We start from the raw sequence: 15,410 nt of genomic DNA on the forward strand, positions 1-15,410 counted from the left end.
GTTCAGAGCGTCTTCGCATTTTCCGTCCTTGGTGGCTGCAGGCCTGGGCTGTTCACCCAGCGCTCCACCTCCTCGATCACCTTCTGATGGCTGGGGTTCGATGCTTCTGCCTCTTCGGAAAGCTTGCGGGGCAACTTGACGTCGTCTGTCATCGCCTCTCTCCCTTCGCAGGGGGAAATGCGCCAGCGCACGACTGGTTTCAATATTAACTTATTGATTTTATTTGCTATTCTTACTCATTTGGTGATTATTTCGACTCTTGTGGAACTCCCGCCAAATTCGTCGATTGAGTAAAATACTCAACTTGCTCAATTTGCGTGTTCGACCATGAATGACCTTCGCGCCGAGCGCCTTCAGGTTATGCTGTCGCCAGAAGAATTGGCCGCCATCGATGATTTCCGGTTCAAGCATCGCATGCCGACACGGGCGGCAGCTGTCCGCGAACTCCTCAAGTTCGGGCTCGCCGCCGTGGGCGTCGATGCGGCAGCCGGCGTGAAGTCGAGCAGCTTCGGCGTATTTGGCCGCGGACCTGACGGACATACTCAGGGCGATCCCGACGGCGGGACCGAGAACTAACCCATAGGACGCTCCACAAACAAACGACCCCGGCACGGGGGTGCCAGGGCCGTCCTTGGAGATTGCTTCCGGCGCACCGGGGGCATGACAACCGGAAGCAATCCGTCGACTCTTCGCGCGGGAATTCGTTCCTCGTAAAGCGCTAACCCGTAGCGTCGCTCGAACCGTCCGGCATCGCGCCGGAGCCTGGCGTCTTACTATCATCGCTCAGCTTGGGATCGCGTGTCGCCTCCCGCGAGGGCGAACCTTTGGGATCCGTCTTGTGCACGGACTGCGCACGCCGCTTGTCACGCGGCTGCTCCTCCGCCCGCTTGTCCTTGACGATGCCGTGATCGGAATGGGCCATGATCTGCTCTCGCCTCTCTTGATGTTTCGCAGCGGTTACGCGCTGGCACGTCGATTGTTCCGGACGAGAGCACCCGACGCTAGCTGTGCGCCGCGTGGACCGCAGCCGATGTATTTTCCAGATGCACCTGCCGCACCGTCGTTACCGTCGCGAAGGCGACCGAAACGCCAAAAGCGAGGATCAGTGAAAGAAGAGCCAGACGTGGAGTCATTACGAAACCTCCTTCTGGAATCGAAAATCAACGCGATCGACTGTTCACGGATGATCCTGGATTGGTCTCTTGCATTCCGTGCGCGGTCTCACACACGGCTTCGCGAGGACGACTATCTGTCCTGTTTTTGAGGGATATGGATCGTCACGGGCGGGATTTCTCCATCGAGCCAATCCTGTTCCGTCGCAAGCGCCGTCCAGGCGTCCGCCATGCGCGAATAGCGCCTGTAAGCGGGTTTCCCTTCCGCGCGCTCGGCGAGCTGAAGGCAGTTGTCGGCGTTATCTCTGAAAATGTCAGACTGTTTCATGCGGAAGACGTGGGGACGGAACTCTCGGGTCGCAATGCCCTTACCGGATCGTAACGTTCGGGGAACTTTGCACGTCATCCGTCATTGATATCGATGCGAGTTCTCGTCGCCATAGTCCTGGTGTTCATCAGCACCGCGGCACCTGCCGACAGCACTGGCGAGCGAGACCTTGGCGACCGCACGCCGAGCGCAACCGACGTCATCAGCGGCCTCTACGCCTTCAGTCGCTTCCAACAAGGTCTGCTGGAGAGCACTGACCTGAAGGGCAACACGGAGGTCAAGAATCTCGCCGCGCTGCGGGCCGAAGAAGCGGCCAAGCGCGACAAGGCGCTGAAACGAATTCAAGAGACGATTGGTGCGGAGCCGCACGTCAACAAGGCGACGTCGGCAAGCGCGAGCCTCGTCGAACCCGAAATTTCGGACGGACCGACTTACGTCAGAAGCTTTTATGCCTCGCAGATTCCCGAATACGACGCGGCTATCAACTTGCTTGAACGCTACCTGAAGGCGCCCGACAATGCTGCGCTTGCAGCGTTCGCGCGCGAGCAGCTTCCGATGCTGCGGGCACAGGTCAAGGCTGCCGAGCGCACCATGGCGGACAAGTAGCCTTTACTTGTCATTCGGATGATGCTGCTGACTCTGCGGCCGCACGGTCAGGTCGCTCTCAGGCATTCTGTCCCGGCCTGCATCGCCATTGTCATCCTTGCCGCCCGAGGTCTAGGTGCCGCTGCCGCTCGGGTTCGATCGGGTCGCCGCTCCCGTGGTGGACGGATCCGCGCGAGGCGTGGCCGAGCTCGCGGCGGGATCACCGGTCACGGCCCCCCGGCCACTGGGCGCCCCGCCTTGTGCGAAGGCTGCTCCGGCAATCCAGCTTTCATCTGCGCTCTCCCTGTCTTTGCGGGCTAACCGCAGGGCTGCCGCTGCGTTCCGCAAGGTGTGGTCCGCGAGGCGCCGATCTATTGGGAGCCGCCGCGGCCAAATTCTTTGGAACTTGCGTGGAACCACTCCGATCGTTTGCGGTTGGTAGAACCGGGCTGAGCAAAGCAGGTTCCATTTCCCTGCGCCGCAACCTTGGCGCTTGATTTCGAATTTGGCTGACGCTCTATTTTGACCAAACGCGTCTTGCCTGGGATTCGGCCGACGCCTGCGGGGGAATCAGTATGAGCGACCTCGATCCCGGCACTGCATCACGCTCCGGTCGTCGCGTCCCAAAGCCAAAACCCAACGGTACGTCGGAGCAGGATTCCCGGGCGGAATTGCTGCTCGCCTTGCAGGCAATGCGTAGCGGCGATTTCTCCGTGCGGATGAGTGGCGACTATCTCGGCATCGACGGCAAGATCGCCGACACTTTTAACGAAATCATCGCCGCCAACCAGCGCATGGCGCAGCAGCTCGAGCTGGTCGGCCAGGTGGTGGGCCGCGAGGGCAAGACCCGCCAGCGCGTGAAGTTCGGCCTCGCTTCGGGCTCCTGGGCCGACATGGAAGGGTCCGTCAACACGCTGATCGACGACCTGTTGTGGCCGACCCGCGAAGTGACGCGTGCAGTCGCCGCGGTGGCGCAAGGCGACCTGCTCCAGACCGTCAAGCTCGACGTCGACGGCCGCCCCCTGCGCGGCGAGTTTTTGCAATCGGCGACCATCGTCAACACCATGATCAAGCAGCTCGGCGTGTTCACCTCCGAGGTGACGCGCGTGGCGCGCGAGGTCGGCACCGAAGGCAAGCTCGGCGGCCAGGCCCAGGTGCCTGAGGTGACCGGCGTCTGGAAGGACCTCACCGAGAGCGTCAACTCGATGGCGAACAACCTGACCAACCAGGTTCGCAACATCGCCGAGGTGACGATCGCGGTCGCCAATGGCGACCTGTCGAAGAAGATCACCGTCGACGTCCGCGGCGAGATCCTCCAGCTCAAGGAAGCCATCAACACGATGGTCGACCAGCTCCGCTCCTTCGCCTCCGAAGTGACGCGCGTGGCGCGCGAGGTCGGCACCGACGGCAAGCTCGGCGGCCAGGCGATCGTGCCCGGCGTCGCCGGCACCTGGAAGGACCTCACCGACAGCGTCAACGCGATGTGCGGCAACCTGACCGCACAGGTGCGCAACATCGCCAACGTGACCACCGCCGTGGCGCGCGGCGACCTCTCGCGCAAGATCACCGTGGACGTGCGCGGCGAGATTCTGGAGCTGAAGGACACCATCAACACCATGGTGGACCAGCTCAACTCGTTCGCTTCGGAAGTGACGCGCGTGGCGCGCGAGGTCGGCACCGAAGGCAAGCTCGGCGGCCAGGCCCAGGTGCCCGGCGTCGCCGGCACCTGGAAGGACCTCACCGACAACGTCAACTTCATGGCGTCGAACCTGACCGCGCAGGTCCGCAACATCGCCGACGTCGCCACTGCGATCGCGAGCGGCGACCTCTCGAAAAAGATCACCGTCAACGTCTCGGGCGAGATCCTTCAGCTGAAGGAGACGCTCAACACCATGGTCGACCAGCTCAACGCCTTCGCCGGCGAAGTGACGCGCGTCGCCCGCGAGGTCGGCACCGAGGGGCGGCTCGGCGGTCAGGCCAACGTGCTCGGCGTCGCCGGCACCTGGAAGGACCTGACCGAGAGCGTCAACTCGATGGCCTCGAACCTGACCGCGCAGGTCCGCAACATCGCGGAGGTGACGACGGCGGTCGCCGGCGGCGACCTGTCGAAGAAGATCACCGTGGACGTGCGCGGCGAGATCCTGGAGCTGAAGGACACCATCAACACCATGGTGGACCAGCTCAACGCCTTCGCCGGTGAAGTCACGCGCGTCGCGCGCGAGGTCGGCACCGAAGGCAAGCTGGGCGGCCAGGCCGTCGTGCGCGGCGTCGGCGGCACCTGGAAGGACCTCACCGACAGCGTCAATTCGATGGCCTCGAACCTGACCGGACAGGTCCGCAACATCGCCGAAGTCGCGACCGCGGTGGCGAAGGGCGATTTGTCGAAGAAGATCACGGTGAACGTATCGGGCGAAATCCTTCAATTGAAGGAAACGCTCAATACCATGGTGGACCAGCTCAACGCCTTCGCCGGCGAGGTGACGCGCGTGGCGCGCGAGGTCGGCACCGACGGCAAGCTCGGCGGCCAGGCCGGCGTGCCCGGCGTCGCCGGCACCTGGAAGGATCTGACCGATTCCGTGAACTCGATGGCGGGCAATTTGACCGCCCAGGTGCGCAACATCGCCGAGGTCGCGACCGCGATCGCCGGCGGCGACCTCTCGCGCAAGATCACCGTCGACGTGCGCGGCGAGATCCTCCAGCTCAAGGACACCCTGAACACGATGGTCGACCAGCTCAACCGCTTTGCGGGCGAGGTGACGCGCGTCGCGCGCGAGGTCGGCACCGAAGGCCGCCTCAGTGGTCAAGCCAACGTGCCCGGCGTCGCCGGCACCTGGAAGGATCTCACCGACAGCGTGAACTCGATGGCGGGCAACCTCACCGCCCAGGTCCGCAACATCGCTGAAGTCACCACCGCCGTCGCGCGTGGCGACTTGTCCCGCAAGATCACGGTGGACGTGAAGGGCGAAATCCTCGAGCTGAAGAACACCATCAACACCATGGTGGACCAGCTCAATGGCTTTGCCGGCGAAGTCACGCGCGTCGCCCGCGAGGTCGGCACCGAAGGCAAGCTCGGCGGTCAGGCCGAAGTGCCCGGCGTCGCCGGCACCTGGAAAGACCTCACCGACAACGTCAACTTCATGGCCTCCAACCTGACGGCCCAGGTCCGCAACATCGCCGAGGTCGCGACCGCGATCGCCGGCGGCGACCTCTCGAAGAAGATCACGGTGGACGTGCGCGGCGAAATCCTTCTCTTGAAGGACACCCTGAACACCATGGTCGAGCAGCTCCGCTCCTTCGCCGCCGAAGTCACGCGCGTGGCGCGCGAGGTCGGCACCGAGGGCCGGCTCGGCGGCCAGGCTGTCGTGCCCGGCGTCGGCGGCACCTGGAAGGACCTCACCGACAACGTCAACCTGCTCGCCGCGAACCTCACCACGCAGGTCCGCAACATCGCCGAGGTCACCACGGCGGTCGCGCGCGGCGACCTCTCGCGCAAGATCACCGTCGACGTGAAGGGCGAAATCCTCGAGCTGAAGAACACCATCAACACCATGGTGGACCAGCTCAACGCCTTCGCCGGCGAGGTCACGCGCGTGGCGCGCGAGGTCGGCACAGAAGGCAAGCTCGGCGGACAGGCGCAGGTGCCCGGCGTTGCCGGCACCTGGAAGGACCTCACCGATACCGTGAACCTCATGGCCGCGAACCTGACCGAGCAGGTGCGCGGCATCGTCAAGGTCGTGACTGCGGTCGCCAACGGCGACCTCAAGCAGAACCTGACGATGAAATCGCGCGGCGAGGTCGCGGCCCTCGCCGATACCATCAACAACATGACCGAGACGCTCGCGACCTTCGCCGATCAGGTGACGTCGGTGGCGCGCGAGGTCGGCGTCGAGGGCCGCCTCGGCGGCCAGGCCAACGTGCCCGGCGCCGCCGGCACCTGGAAGGACCTCACCGGCAACGTCAACCTGCTGGCGGCCAACCTGACCTCGCAGGTGCGCGCGATCGCGGAAGTCGCGACCGCCGTGACCAAAGGCGACCTGACGCGGTCGATCCAGGTCGATGCCCGCGGCGAGGTCTCGGAGCTGAAAGACAACATCAACACGATGATCACGAATCTCCGTCTGACGACGGACGTGAACACGGAGCAGGACTGGCTGAAGACCAACCTCGCGAAATTCACCAACATGCTCCAGGGCCAGCGCGATCTCACGACCGTCGGGCGGCTGCTGCTCACCGAATTGTCGCCGCTGGTGAACGCGCATACCGGTGTGATCTACCAGGTCGAGAACGAGGACAATTCCCAGCTCCTGCTGCTGGCGTCCTACGCCAGCGACGGCATCTATCCCTATCAGCGCGTGCTTCAGTTCGGCGAAGGCCTGATCGGCCAGTGCGCCCTCGACAAGCGGCCGCGCCTGGTCGCCGATATTCCATCCGACGTGGTGCCGATCAACTCGGCACTGCTCCGCGTCGCGCCGAAGAACCTCGTGGTGCTGCCGGTGCTGTTCGAGGGCCAGGTCAAGGCCGTGATCGAGCTTGCTTCGCTGATATCGTTCACGACGTCGCAGATGACGTTCCTGGAGCAGCTCACCGACTCCATCGGCATCGTGCTCAACTCGATCGAAGCGACGATGCAGACCGAAGGCCTGCTCAAGCAGTCGCAGCAGCTCGCCGGCGAGCTCCAGACCCAGCAGCGCGAATTGCAGCAGACCAACGACCAGCTCGAACAGAAGGCGCAGCAGCTAGCCGAGCGCAACGTCGAGGTCGAGCGCAAGAACCAGGAAATCGAGCAGGCCCGCCGTGCGCTGGAGGAAAAGGCCACCGAGCTCGCACTGACCTCGAAATACAAGTCCGAATTCCTCGCCAATATGAGCCACGAGCTGCGCACGCCGCTGAATTCGATCCTGATCCTCGGACAGCAGCTCACCGACAATCCGGACGGCAACCTCTCGGCCAAGCAGGTCGAATTCGCCCGCACCATCCACGGCGCCGGCACCGACCTGCTCAATCTCATCAGCGACATTCTCGATCTCTCCAAGATCGAGTCCGGCACGGTGACGGTCGACGCCGAGGAAATCCTGACCGCGAACCTGCTCGAGACCGTCGGCCGGCCGTTCCGGCACGAGGCGGACAACCGCAATCTGGCGTTCAAGATCGACATCGATCCGAACCTTCCGCGCAGCATCGTCACCGATTCCAAGCGCCTGCAACAGGTGCTGAAGAACCTGCTCTCCAACGCCTTCAAGTTCACCGCCGAAGGCGAGGTGCGGCTGAAGGTCGCCGGCGCGGTCGGCGGCTGGGGGACGGATCACCCGGTGCTGAACTCCGCGCCGGCCGTGATCGCGTTCGAAGTGACCGATACCGGCATCGGCATTCCCCTGGAGAAGCAGAAACTGATCTTCGAGGCGTTCCAGCAGGCGGACGCCGGCACCAGCCGCAAATATGGCGGCACGGGCCTCGGGCTTGCGATCAGCCGCGAGCTCGCAAGCCTGCTCGGCGGCGAAATCCACCTGCGCAGCTCGCCGGGCAAGGGCTCGTCGTTCACGCTTTACCTGCCGTTGAAATATTCCGGTCCGACGCTCGCGCCGCGCGCGGCGCCTGCGCCACAGCAGTACAGCCAGCCGCCGGCGCTGCAGCCGGCTACGCCCGACCAACAGCGCGTCATCGAGCAGCTTCCCGACGACCGGCTCAACCTCGAGCCCGGCGACACCATCCTCCTCATTGTGGAAGACGATCCGCACTATGCGCGCGTGCTCGTCGATCTTGCCCGCGACAAGGGCTTCAAGGTCCTGGTTGCGGCCCGCGGCGCCGAAGCGCTGGAGCTCGCCAAGCAGTACCAGCCGACGGCCGTCTCTCTCGATGTGTTCCTGCCGGACATGCTGGGCTGGACCGTGCTGAGCCAACTCAAGCACAATCCTCTGACCCGCCATATTCCCGTGCAGATCATCACGCTCGACGAGGACCGCCAGCACGCGTTGGCGCGCGGTGCGTTCTCCTTCGTCAACAAGCCGACGACGACGGAAGGCGTCTCCGCCGCGCTGACGCAGATCAAGGAATATGCGCGGCCGCGGCGCAAGCGACTCCTGATCGTCGAGGACAACGAGGCCGAGCAACTCTCGATCCGCGAGCTGCTGCATCACGACGACATCGAGATCGTGACGACGGATACCGGTGCCGGCGCGCTCTCGACACTGCGTCAATCCCCGTGCGATTGCGTGGTGCTCGACCTGCGGCTGCCCGACATGAGCGGCTTCGAGGTGCTCGACGAGATCCGCAACGACGAGGCGCTGTCGAACGTCCCGGTCGTGGTGTTCACCGGCCGCGAGCTTTCGGCGGAAGAGGATGCGGAACTCCACACCATGGCGCGCAGCATCGTGGTCAAGGGGGTGGAATCGCCGGAGCGCCTGCTCGACGAGACCGCGCTGTTCCTGCACCGTGTCATCACGGAACTACCGATCGAGAAGCAGCGCATGTTGGAGAAGCTGAACAGTTCCGACGAGGACCTGATCGGCAAGACGGCCCTGCTCGTCGACGACGACGCCCGGAACATCTTCGCGCTGTCGAGCGTGCTGGAACGGCGCGGCATGAAGGTGCTGACGGCCACGACCGGCAGCGAGGCGGTCGCGCTGGTCGAATCCAATCCGGAAATCGCCATCGTGCTGATGGACATCATGATGCCGCAGATGGATGGCTATCAGACCATGGGTGTGATCCGCGAGAACCCGGGCTTCGCGCGGCTACCGATCATCGCGCTGACCGCCAAGGCGATGAAGGGCGACCGTGAAAAATGCCTGGAAGCCGGCGCGTCCGACTACCTCGCCAAACCCGTCAACACCGATCAATTGCTGCTTGCGATCCGCATGTGGCTGCACCGCTGAGTTGGATCCGCGAATGGACCAAGAGAAGGTCAACATCCTGCTCGTCGACGACCAGCCAGCCAAGCTGCTGGCCTATGAGGTGATCCTGAAGGATCTCGGCGAGAACCTCGTGATCGCCTCGTCTGGACGCGAGGCGCTGGAGGTTCTGCTCAAGACCGAGATCGCGGTCATCCTGGTCGACGTCTGCATGCCCGAGCTCGACGGCTTCGAGCTCGCCGCGATGATCCGCGAGCATCCGCGCTTCCAGAAGACCGCAATGATCTTCATCTCGGCCATTCAGGTGAGCGATATCGACCGGTTGCGCGGCTACGAGATGGGCGCGGTCGACTACGTTCCGGTGCCCGTCGTGCCGGAGGTGCTGCGCGCCAAGATCAAGGTGTTCTCCGAGCTCTATCGCAAGACCCGCGAGCTCGAACGACTGAACCAGGAGCTCGAGGACCGCGTCCGCGCACGCACCGCCGAGCTGGAAAATTCCACCGCCAAGCTTCGCGAAAGCGAGCAGCGGCGCAGCATGGCGATCGCCGCCGGCAAGATGGGCTCCTGGGATTGGGACTGGATCACCGGCGACTGGATGTGGGACGAGGGGCAATATCGCATCTTTGGGGTCAGCCCAGAGAGCTTCGAGGTCAACCCGGCCAACGTTCAGGCGCTGTTGCATACCGACGACGTCGATCAGTTGCGCAAGGCGATCGCCGAGTTCAACAAGGGCGCACGCGCCTACGAAACGGAATTCCGCATTGTGCGGCCCGACGGTGATGTGCGCTGGTGCGTCGGCACCGCGGCGGCAACGGTTGACGAGAGTGGTCGCGTGGTTCGTGTCAGCGGCGTCACCGTCGACATCACCGAACGCAAGCGTGCCGAGGAGCGGCAGAATCTCCTCGCGCGGGAAGTCGATCATCGCGCCAAGAATGCGCTGGCGCTGGCGCAATCGATCGTGCGCCTCACCCGCGCCGACGAGGTCAAGGCCTATGTCAATGCCGTCGAGGGGCGCATCAATGCGCTCGCGCGCGTCCACACCATCCTGTCGCTGTCGAGCTGGCAGGGCGCCGAACTCTCCAAGCTGATCGACGAGGAGCTTGCGCCCTATTCGCTAGGCGGCCAGATCAAGCTTGCCGGGCCCGAGGTTCAGTTGCTGCCGGCGACCGCCCAGACGCTGGCGCTGGCGCTGCACGAGCTCTTCACCAATTCGGCCAAGTATGGCGCACTGTCGACGCGATCCGGTCGGCTCATGATCGGTTGGCAGACCGAGGACGACCGCCTCACACTGACCTGGGAGGAATCCGGCGGCCCGCTGGTCAGGACGCCGAAATCCCGCGGCTTCGGCACGCGGAGTCTGCTTGCAAGCGTCGAGTCCCAGCTTGGCGGACAGGCGCAATTCGATTGGCGCGCCGAGGGCTTGTTGTGCCGCCTGCAGGTGCCGTTGACACGCAAGCCGGTGGCGACGACGGCACCCGGCAAATTCGATGCCGCCGCCGCGGCCGAATTGCAGCGCGCATCGGGTTAGAGCGTTTTCCAGCGAAGTGGTGACCGGTTCGCGTCAAGAAAACGCGTCAAGCCAAGAATCGAGAGCTATTGCTTCGATTCAATCAGAACGGAAAGCTCTAGCCGGACGCCGCGCTCGTCATGCGCTGCTCCGTCCGTGGATCGCGCGCGACGCGTCCTTCGAGCCAAGCCTCCGTTCGAGCGAGATCACGTAGCGCCTTCGCACAGCGGCGAGCCGCGCTTCGTTCGGCACCGCGCGGGAGCTTGCGCGCCTTGCGCAGGATGTCCGCGGCCGCGTTGCGATAGGCCAACGAGCGGTACAGAAAGACTACCTTGCCCATATCGATATTCCCGTGTTGATGGCGCTCATCTTCGCAAGCCGGGCATGAACGTCGGATGAAGCTGGCGATGACAATTCCTTCATCCTGATGGAACCAATGACGATCGCGCGCGTTTGCCTGCCAGATCGGGACATAGTTCCATGCGCGCGAAAAAGTCGTCGAACCTGATCTCTCCCACCGGCCTTATCAAGCTGATGACACATGCGATGATGGGGGCAGCCCTCGGCCTCGCCTTCAGCCTCGCACTCATTCTGACCAATCCAGCCGTCGCCAACCTGCTGAGCCATGGCGGAAGCCAAGCCGCTATTGTCTTCGCTCTCACGCTGGTGACGACCTTCGCGATCGGCGCGACGCTCACTGGCATCGTGTTCATCCTCGAAGAGAACAAGCAATCTTGAAGCGTGCGCGACGCGTGGAGAAGCTTTGTTGGGAACTCCTGCGAGGAACGGCCGTTGGCCGCCTGCGTCAATTTAACCCAGGGAGTTCCCCCATATGAAGACAGTCAAGTTCGTCCTCACCGCAATGTTGGCAACCGGCCTCGCCGCCGCACCGTTCGCCGTGCAGGCGAAGTCGCACAAGGCCAAACATGGATCCTCGATGTCGTCGTCGCAGACCACGGGCGCGAATACCAAGTCCTCCAAGGGTGCCGATCCCTCCGGTCAGGGCGGCTCTGGCCCCGGCTCCGACCAGGGCGGCACGATGACGAACAAGGGCGGCATGAGCAACACCAAGTGAGCTCTGCCCGGCAAGGTGAGAGTCCCGCGTTCAGCGCGGGGCTCTTCACTCGAGGACGACGACGATTCATCCTGTCCCCGTCGCGCTCCAAAGCGCGATGAGATTTGGATGAATCGTCATTGCGCTTTAGGTTATTTTTTTGAGCATGATCTTATCGGAAGACCGCTGCACATTTTGCGCAAACGCGGCTCTTCGGGTCCGGATCATGCTCTAGCGCCACATGGTCGGCACGCTGACCAGCGCATCGCGACCGGCCTGCTTCAACTCGTCCAGGGAATAGCGATCGGCGCGCAAGGCCTCGCGCAGTTTCGCGGCAATGCGGCGGCGTGTCACCACGTCGGATGAGGGAACGTTGACGCAGACCTCGTCCAGCACCGCCCGCAGCAAGGCGGCCAGTTCGGCGTCCGACGGCATCGACAATCTCCAGCATGTCGCTTGCGCGCACGCCTTAGCTGCGTCGGATGTCAGTGATGTTAAGACAGCTTGCCGCGGAATTCGTCTTAACGAGATGCTCGAGCTGCGCCCGCTTGCGCGCGATCAGGAGTTGGGCCGCAGCGTCGTCGAGGCCCTCGCGCTGCAATTGCCGGATGGCGGAGCCCAGTTCGAGAATCTCGGCGCGCAATTTCAGGATCCGGTAGTTGTCCGGGTCTTCCTCCACCGCGCGGCCCCCAATGTCTCAGCGGCGGGCCAACACGCGCGCCGGCTTGTCGACATTCTTCACGGAGCGAAGACGCATCCGGTCGCGGACGTCGGGCAGGACATCGCCGCCCCCGGCCGACTTCCATTCGTCGATGAGCAGGTTGATCTTCCGGCGCAGATTGATCTGCGCCAGAGCTTGTTCGGTGCAGTCGCAATCGCCGTTGACGAGAGCGCGCACAGACGCCTCGACATCGGCCATTTCCAGCCTCAAGGCGCTGATTTTACGCCGAATTTCATTAATTCTGTTGTCCATGGCTTGTTAGAACAAAATAAGAACATATAGTCAAGCCAGATTTCAAGGACGGAGGAGCGACATGCAGGTCCAGGCCAAATACGACGCCAGGGTTTTCCTTGGCGAGCAGATGACACGGGCGCAGGGATTGAGGTTGAAGCGGCTGAGCGAAGAGGCCTATCAGCCGGCGCAATATGCGCGAGATCTGTCCTCTGCCGAGGCTGCGCGGCGCATTCAGGTGCTGGAGGCGGAAATCGAGTTGGCGAATTCGTTCTGAGCTGCCTTCACCGCCCGGAACATTGCAGGCCTGCTGTCGGAACCATGCCAGTGTCGAATGGTTCTCCCTCCGCCAAGGGAGAACAGGCATGGCACGCAAGGCAAAGAAGCGCCGCTACTCACGCAGCTCCGGCAGCGATGTCGAAAGCGAGATGCGGCGTTACAAGAAAGGTACCGCGAAGAGCGGACGTGGCGGTCGCGGCGGACGCGTGAAGAGCCGCAAGCAGGCTATCGCGATCGGGCTGTCGAAGGCCCGCAAGAAGGGCAAGAAGGTCCCGAAGAAGGCCTCCAAGCGGAAGACGTCCAAGAAGAAGACGTCCAGGAAATCTTCCAAGAAATCTTCCAAGAAATCGTCGAAGCGCAAATCCAGCAAGCGGTCGCGCTGACCTCAGTCAGATCATGCTGCCCGGCATGAAGCAGCGGATCGAAATCCCGAACGCAGTTTTCACCGGCCACACCATGGTGCGGCCGGCGCGGTTCGGCTCGGTGATCACGGCTTCATCTGGCACCTCGACCCATTGCCCGTCCAGCCGAACGCGGTAATGCCCGTTGTGCGATTCCCAATCGGGATCGGAGACGGCAAAGCCGTCCGCATCCGAGCAGCACGGACCGAGGTGGCTGCGCAGACTGTCGAACCATGGCTTCAGGGGCGAGTTCGCATAGCGGCCATCGTCGCGCCCGAGGGCGTTTCCAGCCGGCAGCACGAACCACGCCACGAGCAGCGTACTCATCAGCGAGAGCTTCAATCGATCCATGTCGGCACCGATCAATGTGAACCAGCGGCCAGTTCCACAAAGCGGCCGGAGGTTCGAAGGTTCCACGCTCGCGAGCCCACTCCGCGGCTGCGTTGCCGCCGAGCAGATGCCCGACCAGAAAGTGTGATGGCCGAACACGGCTTTTTCGGACGAACCGGGTCACCCTCCCTGCCGTTAACGAGAATGTTATCGGGTGACTTGTGGGTGCGAATGCGAAAGGCGGCCCGAGGGCCGCCTTTTTGAATTGTACCGATCGAGGTTCGCCTTACGCGAGTGGCACCGCGACGAACCGGGTGGCATCCGCGCTTCTGACCTGCAACAGCACGCTGCGCTTGCCGGACGATTTGGCCTGCGCCAGCTCCGAGCGCACGTCGCCGACATTGCTGACAGCCTTGCCGCCGACATTGAGGATGACGTCACCGGTCTTGATGCCGCGCTGCGCGGCCGGCCCTTCCGGATCAACCTCGGTGACGACGACACCCTTCTGGCCGGCGCCCTGCACATCGCCGGCCGGAGCCAGACCGAGCCCGAGGCGCGGCGTGCCGGCGCCCGGCTGCACCTTGCCGTCATAAGCCTTGCCCTGAGCCTGCCGTTCGTTCGGCAGTTCGCCGAGCGCCAGCGTCACCGTCTTGCTCTCGCCGTTGTGGAAGACGTCGAGCTTGACTGAGCTGCCGGGCGCCAGGGTGGCGATGGTGCGGGCGAGATCGCGGGAATCCTTGACTGCCGTGCCGTTGACGGCGGTGATGACGTCGCCCGCCTCGATGCCGGCCTTCGCCGCCGGGCTGTCGGGTTGCGGATTGTCGACGATCGCGCCGCGCGCCTGCTTCAGTCCGAGGCTGTCGGCAATATCCGACGTCACCGGCTGCACCTGCACGCCGAGCCAGCCGCGGGTGACCGCGCCCTTGTCCTTCAACTGCGCCACCACCAGTTTTGCGGTCGTGGCCGGAATGTCGAAGCCGATGCCGACCGAACCGCCGGAGGGCGAGAAGATCGCGGTGTTCACGCCGATCACGTTGCCGCTCATGTCGAAAGCCGGACCGCCGGAATTGCCCTTGTTGATCGGCGCGTCGATCTGGATGAAGTCGTCATAAGGACCATTGCCGATGTCACGGCCGCTGGCCGAGACGATGCCGGCGGTGACGGTGCCGCCGAGCCCGAAGGGATTGCCGACCGCAACCACCCAATCGCCGATGCGCGGCTTCTGGTCGGAGAATTTGACGAACGGAAAATCCTTTTTGCCGTCGACCTTGATCAGCGCGAGATCGGTTTTCGGATCGGTGCCGACGACCTTCGCTGTGTAGGTCGTGCCGTCATCCATGGTCACCTGCACGGACTCGGCGTGATCGACGACGTGGTTGTTGGTCACGGCATAGCCGTCGGCGGAGATGAAGAAGCCCGAGCCCTCGCCCGTGATCATCTGGTGGCGCTGACGCGGCATGCCGTTCATGCCATCGGGGAAGCGGAAGCCGAACTGTCGCGAGAACTGGTCGAACGGCGAGTCTTCGTCCGAATCCATCCGGTTCTGTTGCAGCATCGCGCTCTTGTCGCTGTCCTGGTCGATTCTGACCCGCACCGAGATGACGGCGGGTTTGACCTTGGCCACGAGATCGCCGAAGCCCGGCGGGGTCGCAGCCTTTTCGGCGGCCTGGGCCGGCGCGACGAAGGAGGTCAAGCCGAATGGCGAAGCACCGGGAGCAGCCGCCAGCACCGCCGCGCCAAGCGCGGCTGCGGTGCCGAGCAGCGCGAGCCTGCGCGGCCTCAAGATCTTGCGGGACGTGGGGGTGTCGGAATTGACGCGATCGTTCATGTCGAAATGTCCATGTTGAGCAGGTGTCGCCTTGCGCGTAACATGGGCGTTGCCACCTTACGGCGTCCCGTCCAGGCGATTAAATCTTGGCAAAAGGATTGGGACCGGGCCCCGCGGCGAGCTCGTCGCTGCACATTGATGCAGCTCAACGCAGGTCCTTCGTGCAGTGAAAAACTGCGTCACCGG

The 15,410-nt window shown here is 63.6% G+C and carries 18 protein-coding genes; 8 read left to right on the forward strand and 10 right to left on the reverse strand.

Annotation, left to right across the window (positions count from 1 at the left end; all coding sequences use genetic code 11):
• Positions 1-2: 2 nt before the first annotated feature.
• Positions 3-152: a hypothetical protein gene (locus AAE027_RS02680; RefSeq protein WP_370984920.1), complete on the reverse strand. Its 150-nt coding sequence runs from the start codon at positions 150-152 to the stop codon at positions 3-5.
• Positions 153-327: 175 nt separating this feature from the next.
• On the opposite strand from AAE027_RS02680, the gene AAE027_RS02685 reads away from it, so the two are divergent.
• Complete coding sequence (locus AAE027_RS02685; RefSeq protein ID WP_091892472.1) at positions 328-576, forward strand: hypothetical protein; 249 nt, start codon at positions 328-330, stop codon at positions 574-576.
• Positions 577-718: 142 nt separating this feature from the next.
• Here the strand turns inward: AAE027_RS02685 and AAE027_RS02690 are convergent, their stop codons facing one another.
• From AAE027_RS02690 to AAE027_RS02700, 3 genes are all read right to left on the reverse strand, one after another.
• The gene (locus AAE027_RS02690) at positions 719-922 is read right to left on the reverse strand and encodes a hypothetical protein (protein WP_128935339.1); all 204 of its coding nucleotides are present in this window, start codon (positions 920-922) and stop codon (positions 719-721) included.
• A 79-nt stretch (positions 923-1,001) separates the two neighbouring features.
• Complete coding sequence (locus AAE027_RS02695; protein WP_370984919.1) at positions 1,002-1,133, reverse strand: hypothetical protein; 132 nt, start codon at positions 1,131-1,133, stop codon at positions 1,002-1,004.
• 112 nt (positions 1,134-1,245) lie between these two features.
• Positions 1,246-1,440 carry a hypothetical protein gene (locus AAE027_RS02700; RefSeq protein WP_091892476.1) on the reverse strand — a complete coding sequence of 65 codons (195 nt, stop codon included), beginning with the start codon at positions 1,438-1,440 and terminating at the stop codon, positions 1,246-1,248.
• 93 nt (positions 1,441-1,533) lie between these two features.
• Here AAE027_RS02700 and AAE027_RS02705 point away from each other — a divergent pair, with 93 nt between their 5' ends.
• From AAE027_RS02705 to AAE027_RS02715, 3 genes are all read left to right on the forward strand, one after another.
• Positions 1,534-2,046 carry a DUF4142 domain-containing protein gene (locus AAE027_RS02705; RefSeq protein WP_370984918.1) on the forward strand — a complete coding sequence of 171 codons (513 nt, stop codon included), beginning with the start codon at positions 1,534-1,536 and terminating at the stop codon, positions 2,044-2,046.
• Positions 2,047-2,600: 554 nt separating this feature from the next.
• A complete protein-coding gene (locus AAE027_RS02710) occupies positions 2,601-8,897 on the forward strand; it encodes a HAMP domain-containing protein (RefSeq protein ID WP_370984917.1) in 6,297 nt (2,098 codons plus the stop codon).
• A gap of 13 nt (positions 8,898-8,910) precedes the next feature.
• Complete coding sequence (locus AAE027_RS02715) at positions 8,911-10,401, forward strand: HWE histidine kinase domain-containing protein (RefSeq protein ID WP_370984916.1); 1,491 nt, start codon at positions 8,911-8,913, stop codon at positions 10,399-10,401.
• A gap of 97 nt (positions 10,402-10,498) precedes the next feature.
• On the opposite strand, the gene AAE027_RS02720 is transcribed toward AAE027_RS02715, so the two are convergent.
• Positions 10,499-10,720, reverse strand: a complete 222-nt coding sequence (locus tag AAE027_RS02720) for a hypothetical protein (RefSeq protein ID WP_370984915.1) — start codon at positions 10,718-10,720, stop codon at positions 10,499-10,501.
• A gap of 140 nt (positions 10,721-10,860) precedes the next feature.
• On the opposite strand from AAE027_RS02720, the gene AAE027_RS02725 reads away from it, so the two are divergent.
• Together AAE027_RS02725 and AAE027_RS02730 are read left to right on the forward strand one after the other, a co-directional pair.
• Positions 10,861-11,118, forward strand: coding sequence for a hypothetical protein (locus AAE027_RS02725; protein WP_091892489.1), 258 nt, complete (start codon positions 10,861-10,863; stop codon positions 11,116-11,118).
• 94 nt (positions 11,119-11,212) lie between these two features.
• On the forward strand, positions 11,213-11,455 hold the full coding sequence (locus tag AAE027_RS02730) for a hypothetical protein (protein ID WP_370984914.1): 243 nt from the start codon (positions 11,213-11,215) through the stop codon (positions 11,453-11,455).
• Between the two features lie 210 nt (positions 11,456-11,665).
• On the opposite strand, the gene AAE027_RS02735 is transcribed toward AAE027_RS02730, so the two are convergent.
• The 3 genes from AAE027_RS02735 to AAE027_RS02745 are packed head-to-tail and all read right to left on the reverse strand — an operon-like array spanning position 11,666 to position 12,353.
• Complete coding sequence (locus AAE027_RS02735) at positions 11,666-11,869, reverse strand: hypothetical protein (protein WP_370984913.1); 204 nt, start codon at positions 11,867-11,869, stop codon at positions 11,666-11,668.
• Between the two features lie 34 nt (positions 11,870-11,903).
• Complete coding sequence (locus AAE027_RS02740; protein WP_249760308.1) at positions 11,904-12,113, reverse strand: hypothetical protein; 210 nt, start codon at positions 12,111-12,113, stop codon at positions 11,904-11,906.
• An 18-nt stretch (positions 12,114-12,131) separates the two neighbouring features.
• The gene (locus AAE027_RS02745) at positions 12,132-12,353 is read right to left on the reverse strand and encodes a hypothetical protein (RefSeq protein WP_370984912.1); all 222 of its coding nucleotides are present in this window, start codon (positions 12,351-12,353) and stop codon (positions 12,132-12,134) included.
• A gap of 115 nt (positions 12,354-12,468) precedes the next feature.
• Here AAE027_RS02745 and AAE027_RS02750 point away from each other — a divergent pair, with 115 nt between their 5' ends.
• Together AAE027_RS02750 and AAE027_RS02755 are read left to right on the forward strand one after the other, a co-directional pair.
• Entirely contained in the window at positions 12,469-12,663 is a 195-nt protein-coding gene (locus AAE027_RS02750) for a DUF3072 domain-containing protein (protein WP_128935346.1), read from the forward strand.
• Positions 12,664-12,751: 88 nt separating this feature from the next.
• A complete protein-coding gene (locus AAE027_RS02755; RefSeq protein WP_128935347.1) occupies positions 12,752-13,048 on the forward strand; it encodes a DUF6496 domain-containing protein in 297 nt (98 codons plus the stop codon).
• 6 nt (positions 13,049-13,054) lie between these two features.
• Here the strand turns inward: AAE027_RS02755 and AAE027_RS02760 are convergent, their stop codons facing one another.
• Both AAE027_RS02760 and AAE027_RS02765 read right to left on the reverse strand, forming a co-directional pair.
• Positions 13,055-13,417 (reverse strand): hypothetical protein, encoded by a 363-nt coding sequence (locus AAE027_RS02760; RefSeq protein WP_370984911.1) that lies wholly within the window; start codon positions 13,415-13,417, stop codon positions 13,055-13,057.
• 265 nt (positions 13,418-13,682) lie between these two features.
• Positions 13,683-15,224 carry a Do family serine endopeptidase gene (locus tag AAE027_RS02765; protein ID WP_370984910.1) on the reverse strand — a complete coding sequence of 514 codons (1,542 nt, stop codon included), beginning with the start codon at positions 15,222-15,224 and terminating at the stop codon, positions 13,683-13,685.
• Positions 15,225-15,410: the final 186 nt, after the last annotated feature.

The organism is Bradyrhizobium sp. DN3 (assembly GCF_041357655.1).
Lineage (GTDB): Bacteria > Pseudomonadota > Alphaproteobacteria > Rhizobiales > Xanthobacteraceae > Bradyrhizobium.

Excerpts from the sequence above, each read along its gene's own strand:
- AAE027_RS02680 (WP_370984920.1), bottom strand. The coding sequence starts at position 152 with ATGACAGACGACGTCAAGTTGCCCCGCAAGCTTTCCGAAGAGGCAGAA.
- AAE027_RS02685 (WP_091892472.1), top strand. The coding sequence starts at position 328 with ATGAATGACCTTCGCGCCGAGCGCCTTCAGGTTATGCTGTCGCCAGAA.
- AAE027_RS02690 (WP_128935339.1), bottom strand. The coding sequence starts at position 922 with ATGGCCCATTCCGATCACGGCATCGTCAAGGACAAGCGGGCGGAGGAG.
- AAE027_RS02695 (WP_370984919.1), bottom strand. The coding sequence starts at position 1,133 with ATGACTCCACGTCTGGCTCTTCTTTCACTGATCCTCGCTTTTGGCGTT.
- AAE027_RS02700 (WP_091892476.1), bottom strand. The coding sequence starts at position 1,440 with ATGAAACAGTCTGACATTTTCAGAGATAACGCCGACAACTGCCTTCAG.
- AAE027_RS02705 (WP_370984918.1), top strand. The coding sequence starts at position 1,534 with ATGCGAGTTCTCGTCGCCATAGTCCTGGTGTTCATCAGCACCGCGGCA.
- AAE027_RS02710 (WP_370984917.1), top strand. The coding sequence starts at position 2,601 with ATGAGCGACCTCGATCCCGGCACTGCATCACGCTCCGGTCGTCGCGTC.
- AAE027_RS02715 (WP_370984916.1), top strand. The coding sequence starts at position 8,911 with ATGGACCAAGAGAAGGTCAACATCCTGCTCGTCGACGACCAGCCAGCC.
- AAE027_RS02720 (WP_370984915.1), bottom strand. The coding sequence starts at position 10,720 with ATGGGCAAGGTAGTCTTTCTGTACCGCTCGTTGGCCTATCGCAACGCG.
- AAE027_RS02725 (WP_091892489.1), top strand. The coding sequence starts at position 10,861 with ATGCGCGCGAAAAAGTCGTCGAACCTGATCTCTCCCACCGGCCTTATC.
- AAE027_RS02730 (WP_370984914.1), top strand. The coding sequence starts at position 11,213 with ATGAAGACAGTCAAGTTCGTCCTCACCGCAATGTTGGCAACCGGCCTC.
- AAE027_RS02735 (WP_370984913.1), bottom strand. The coding sequence starts at position 11,869 with ATGCCGTCGGACGCCGAACTGGCCGCCTTGCTGCGGGCGGTGCTGGAC.
- AAE027_RS02745 (WP_370984912.1), bottom strand. The coding sequence starts at position 12,353 with ATGGCCGATGTCGAGGCGTCTGTGCGCGCTCTCGTCAACGGCGATTGC.
- AAE027_RS02750 (WP_128935346.1), top strand. The coding sequence starts at position 12,469 with ATGCAGGTCCAGGCCAAATACGACGCCAGGGTTTTCCTTGGCGAGCAG.
- AAE027_RS02755 (WP_128935347.1), top strand. The coding sequence starts at position 12,752 with ATGGCACGCAAGGCAAAGAAGCGCCGCTACTCACGCAGCTCCGGCAGC.
- AAE027_RS02760 (WP_370984911.1), bottom strand. The coding sequence starts at position 13,417 with ATGGATCGATTGAAGCTCTCGCTGATGAGTACGCTGCTCGTGGCGTGG.
- AAE027_RS02765 (WP_370984910.1), bottom strand. The coding sequence starts at position 15,224 with ATGAACGATCGCGTCAATTCCGACACCCCCACGTCCCGCAAGATCTTG.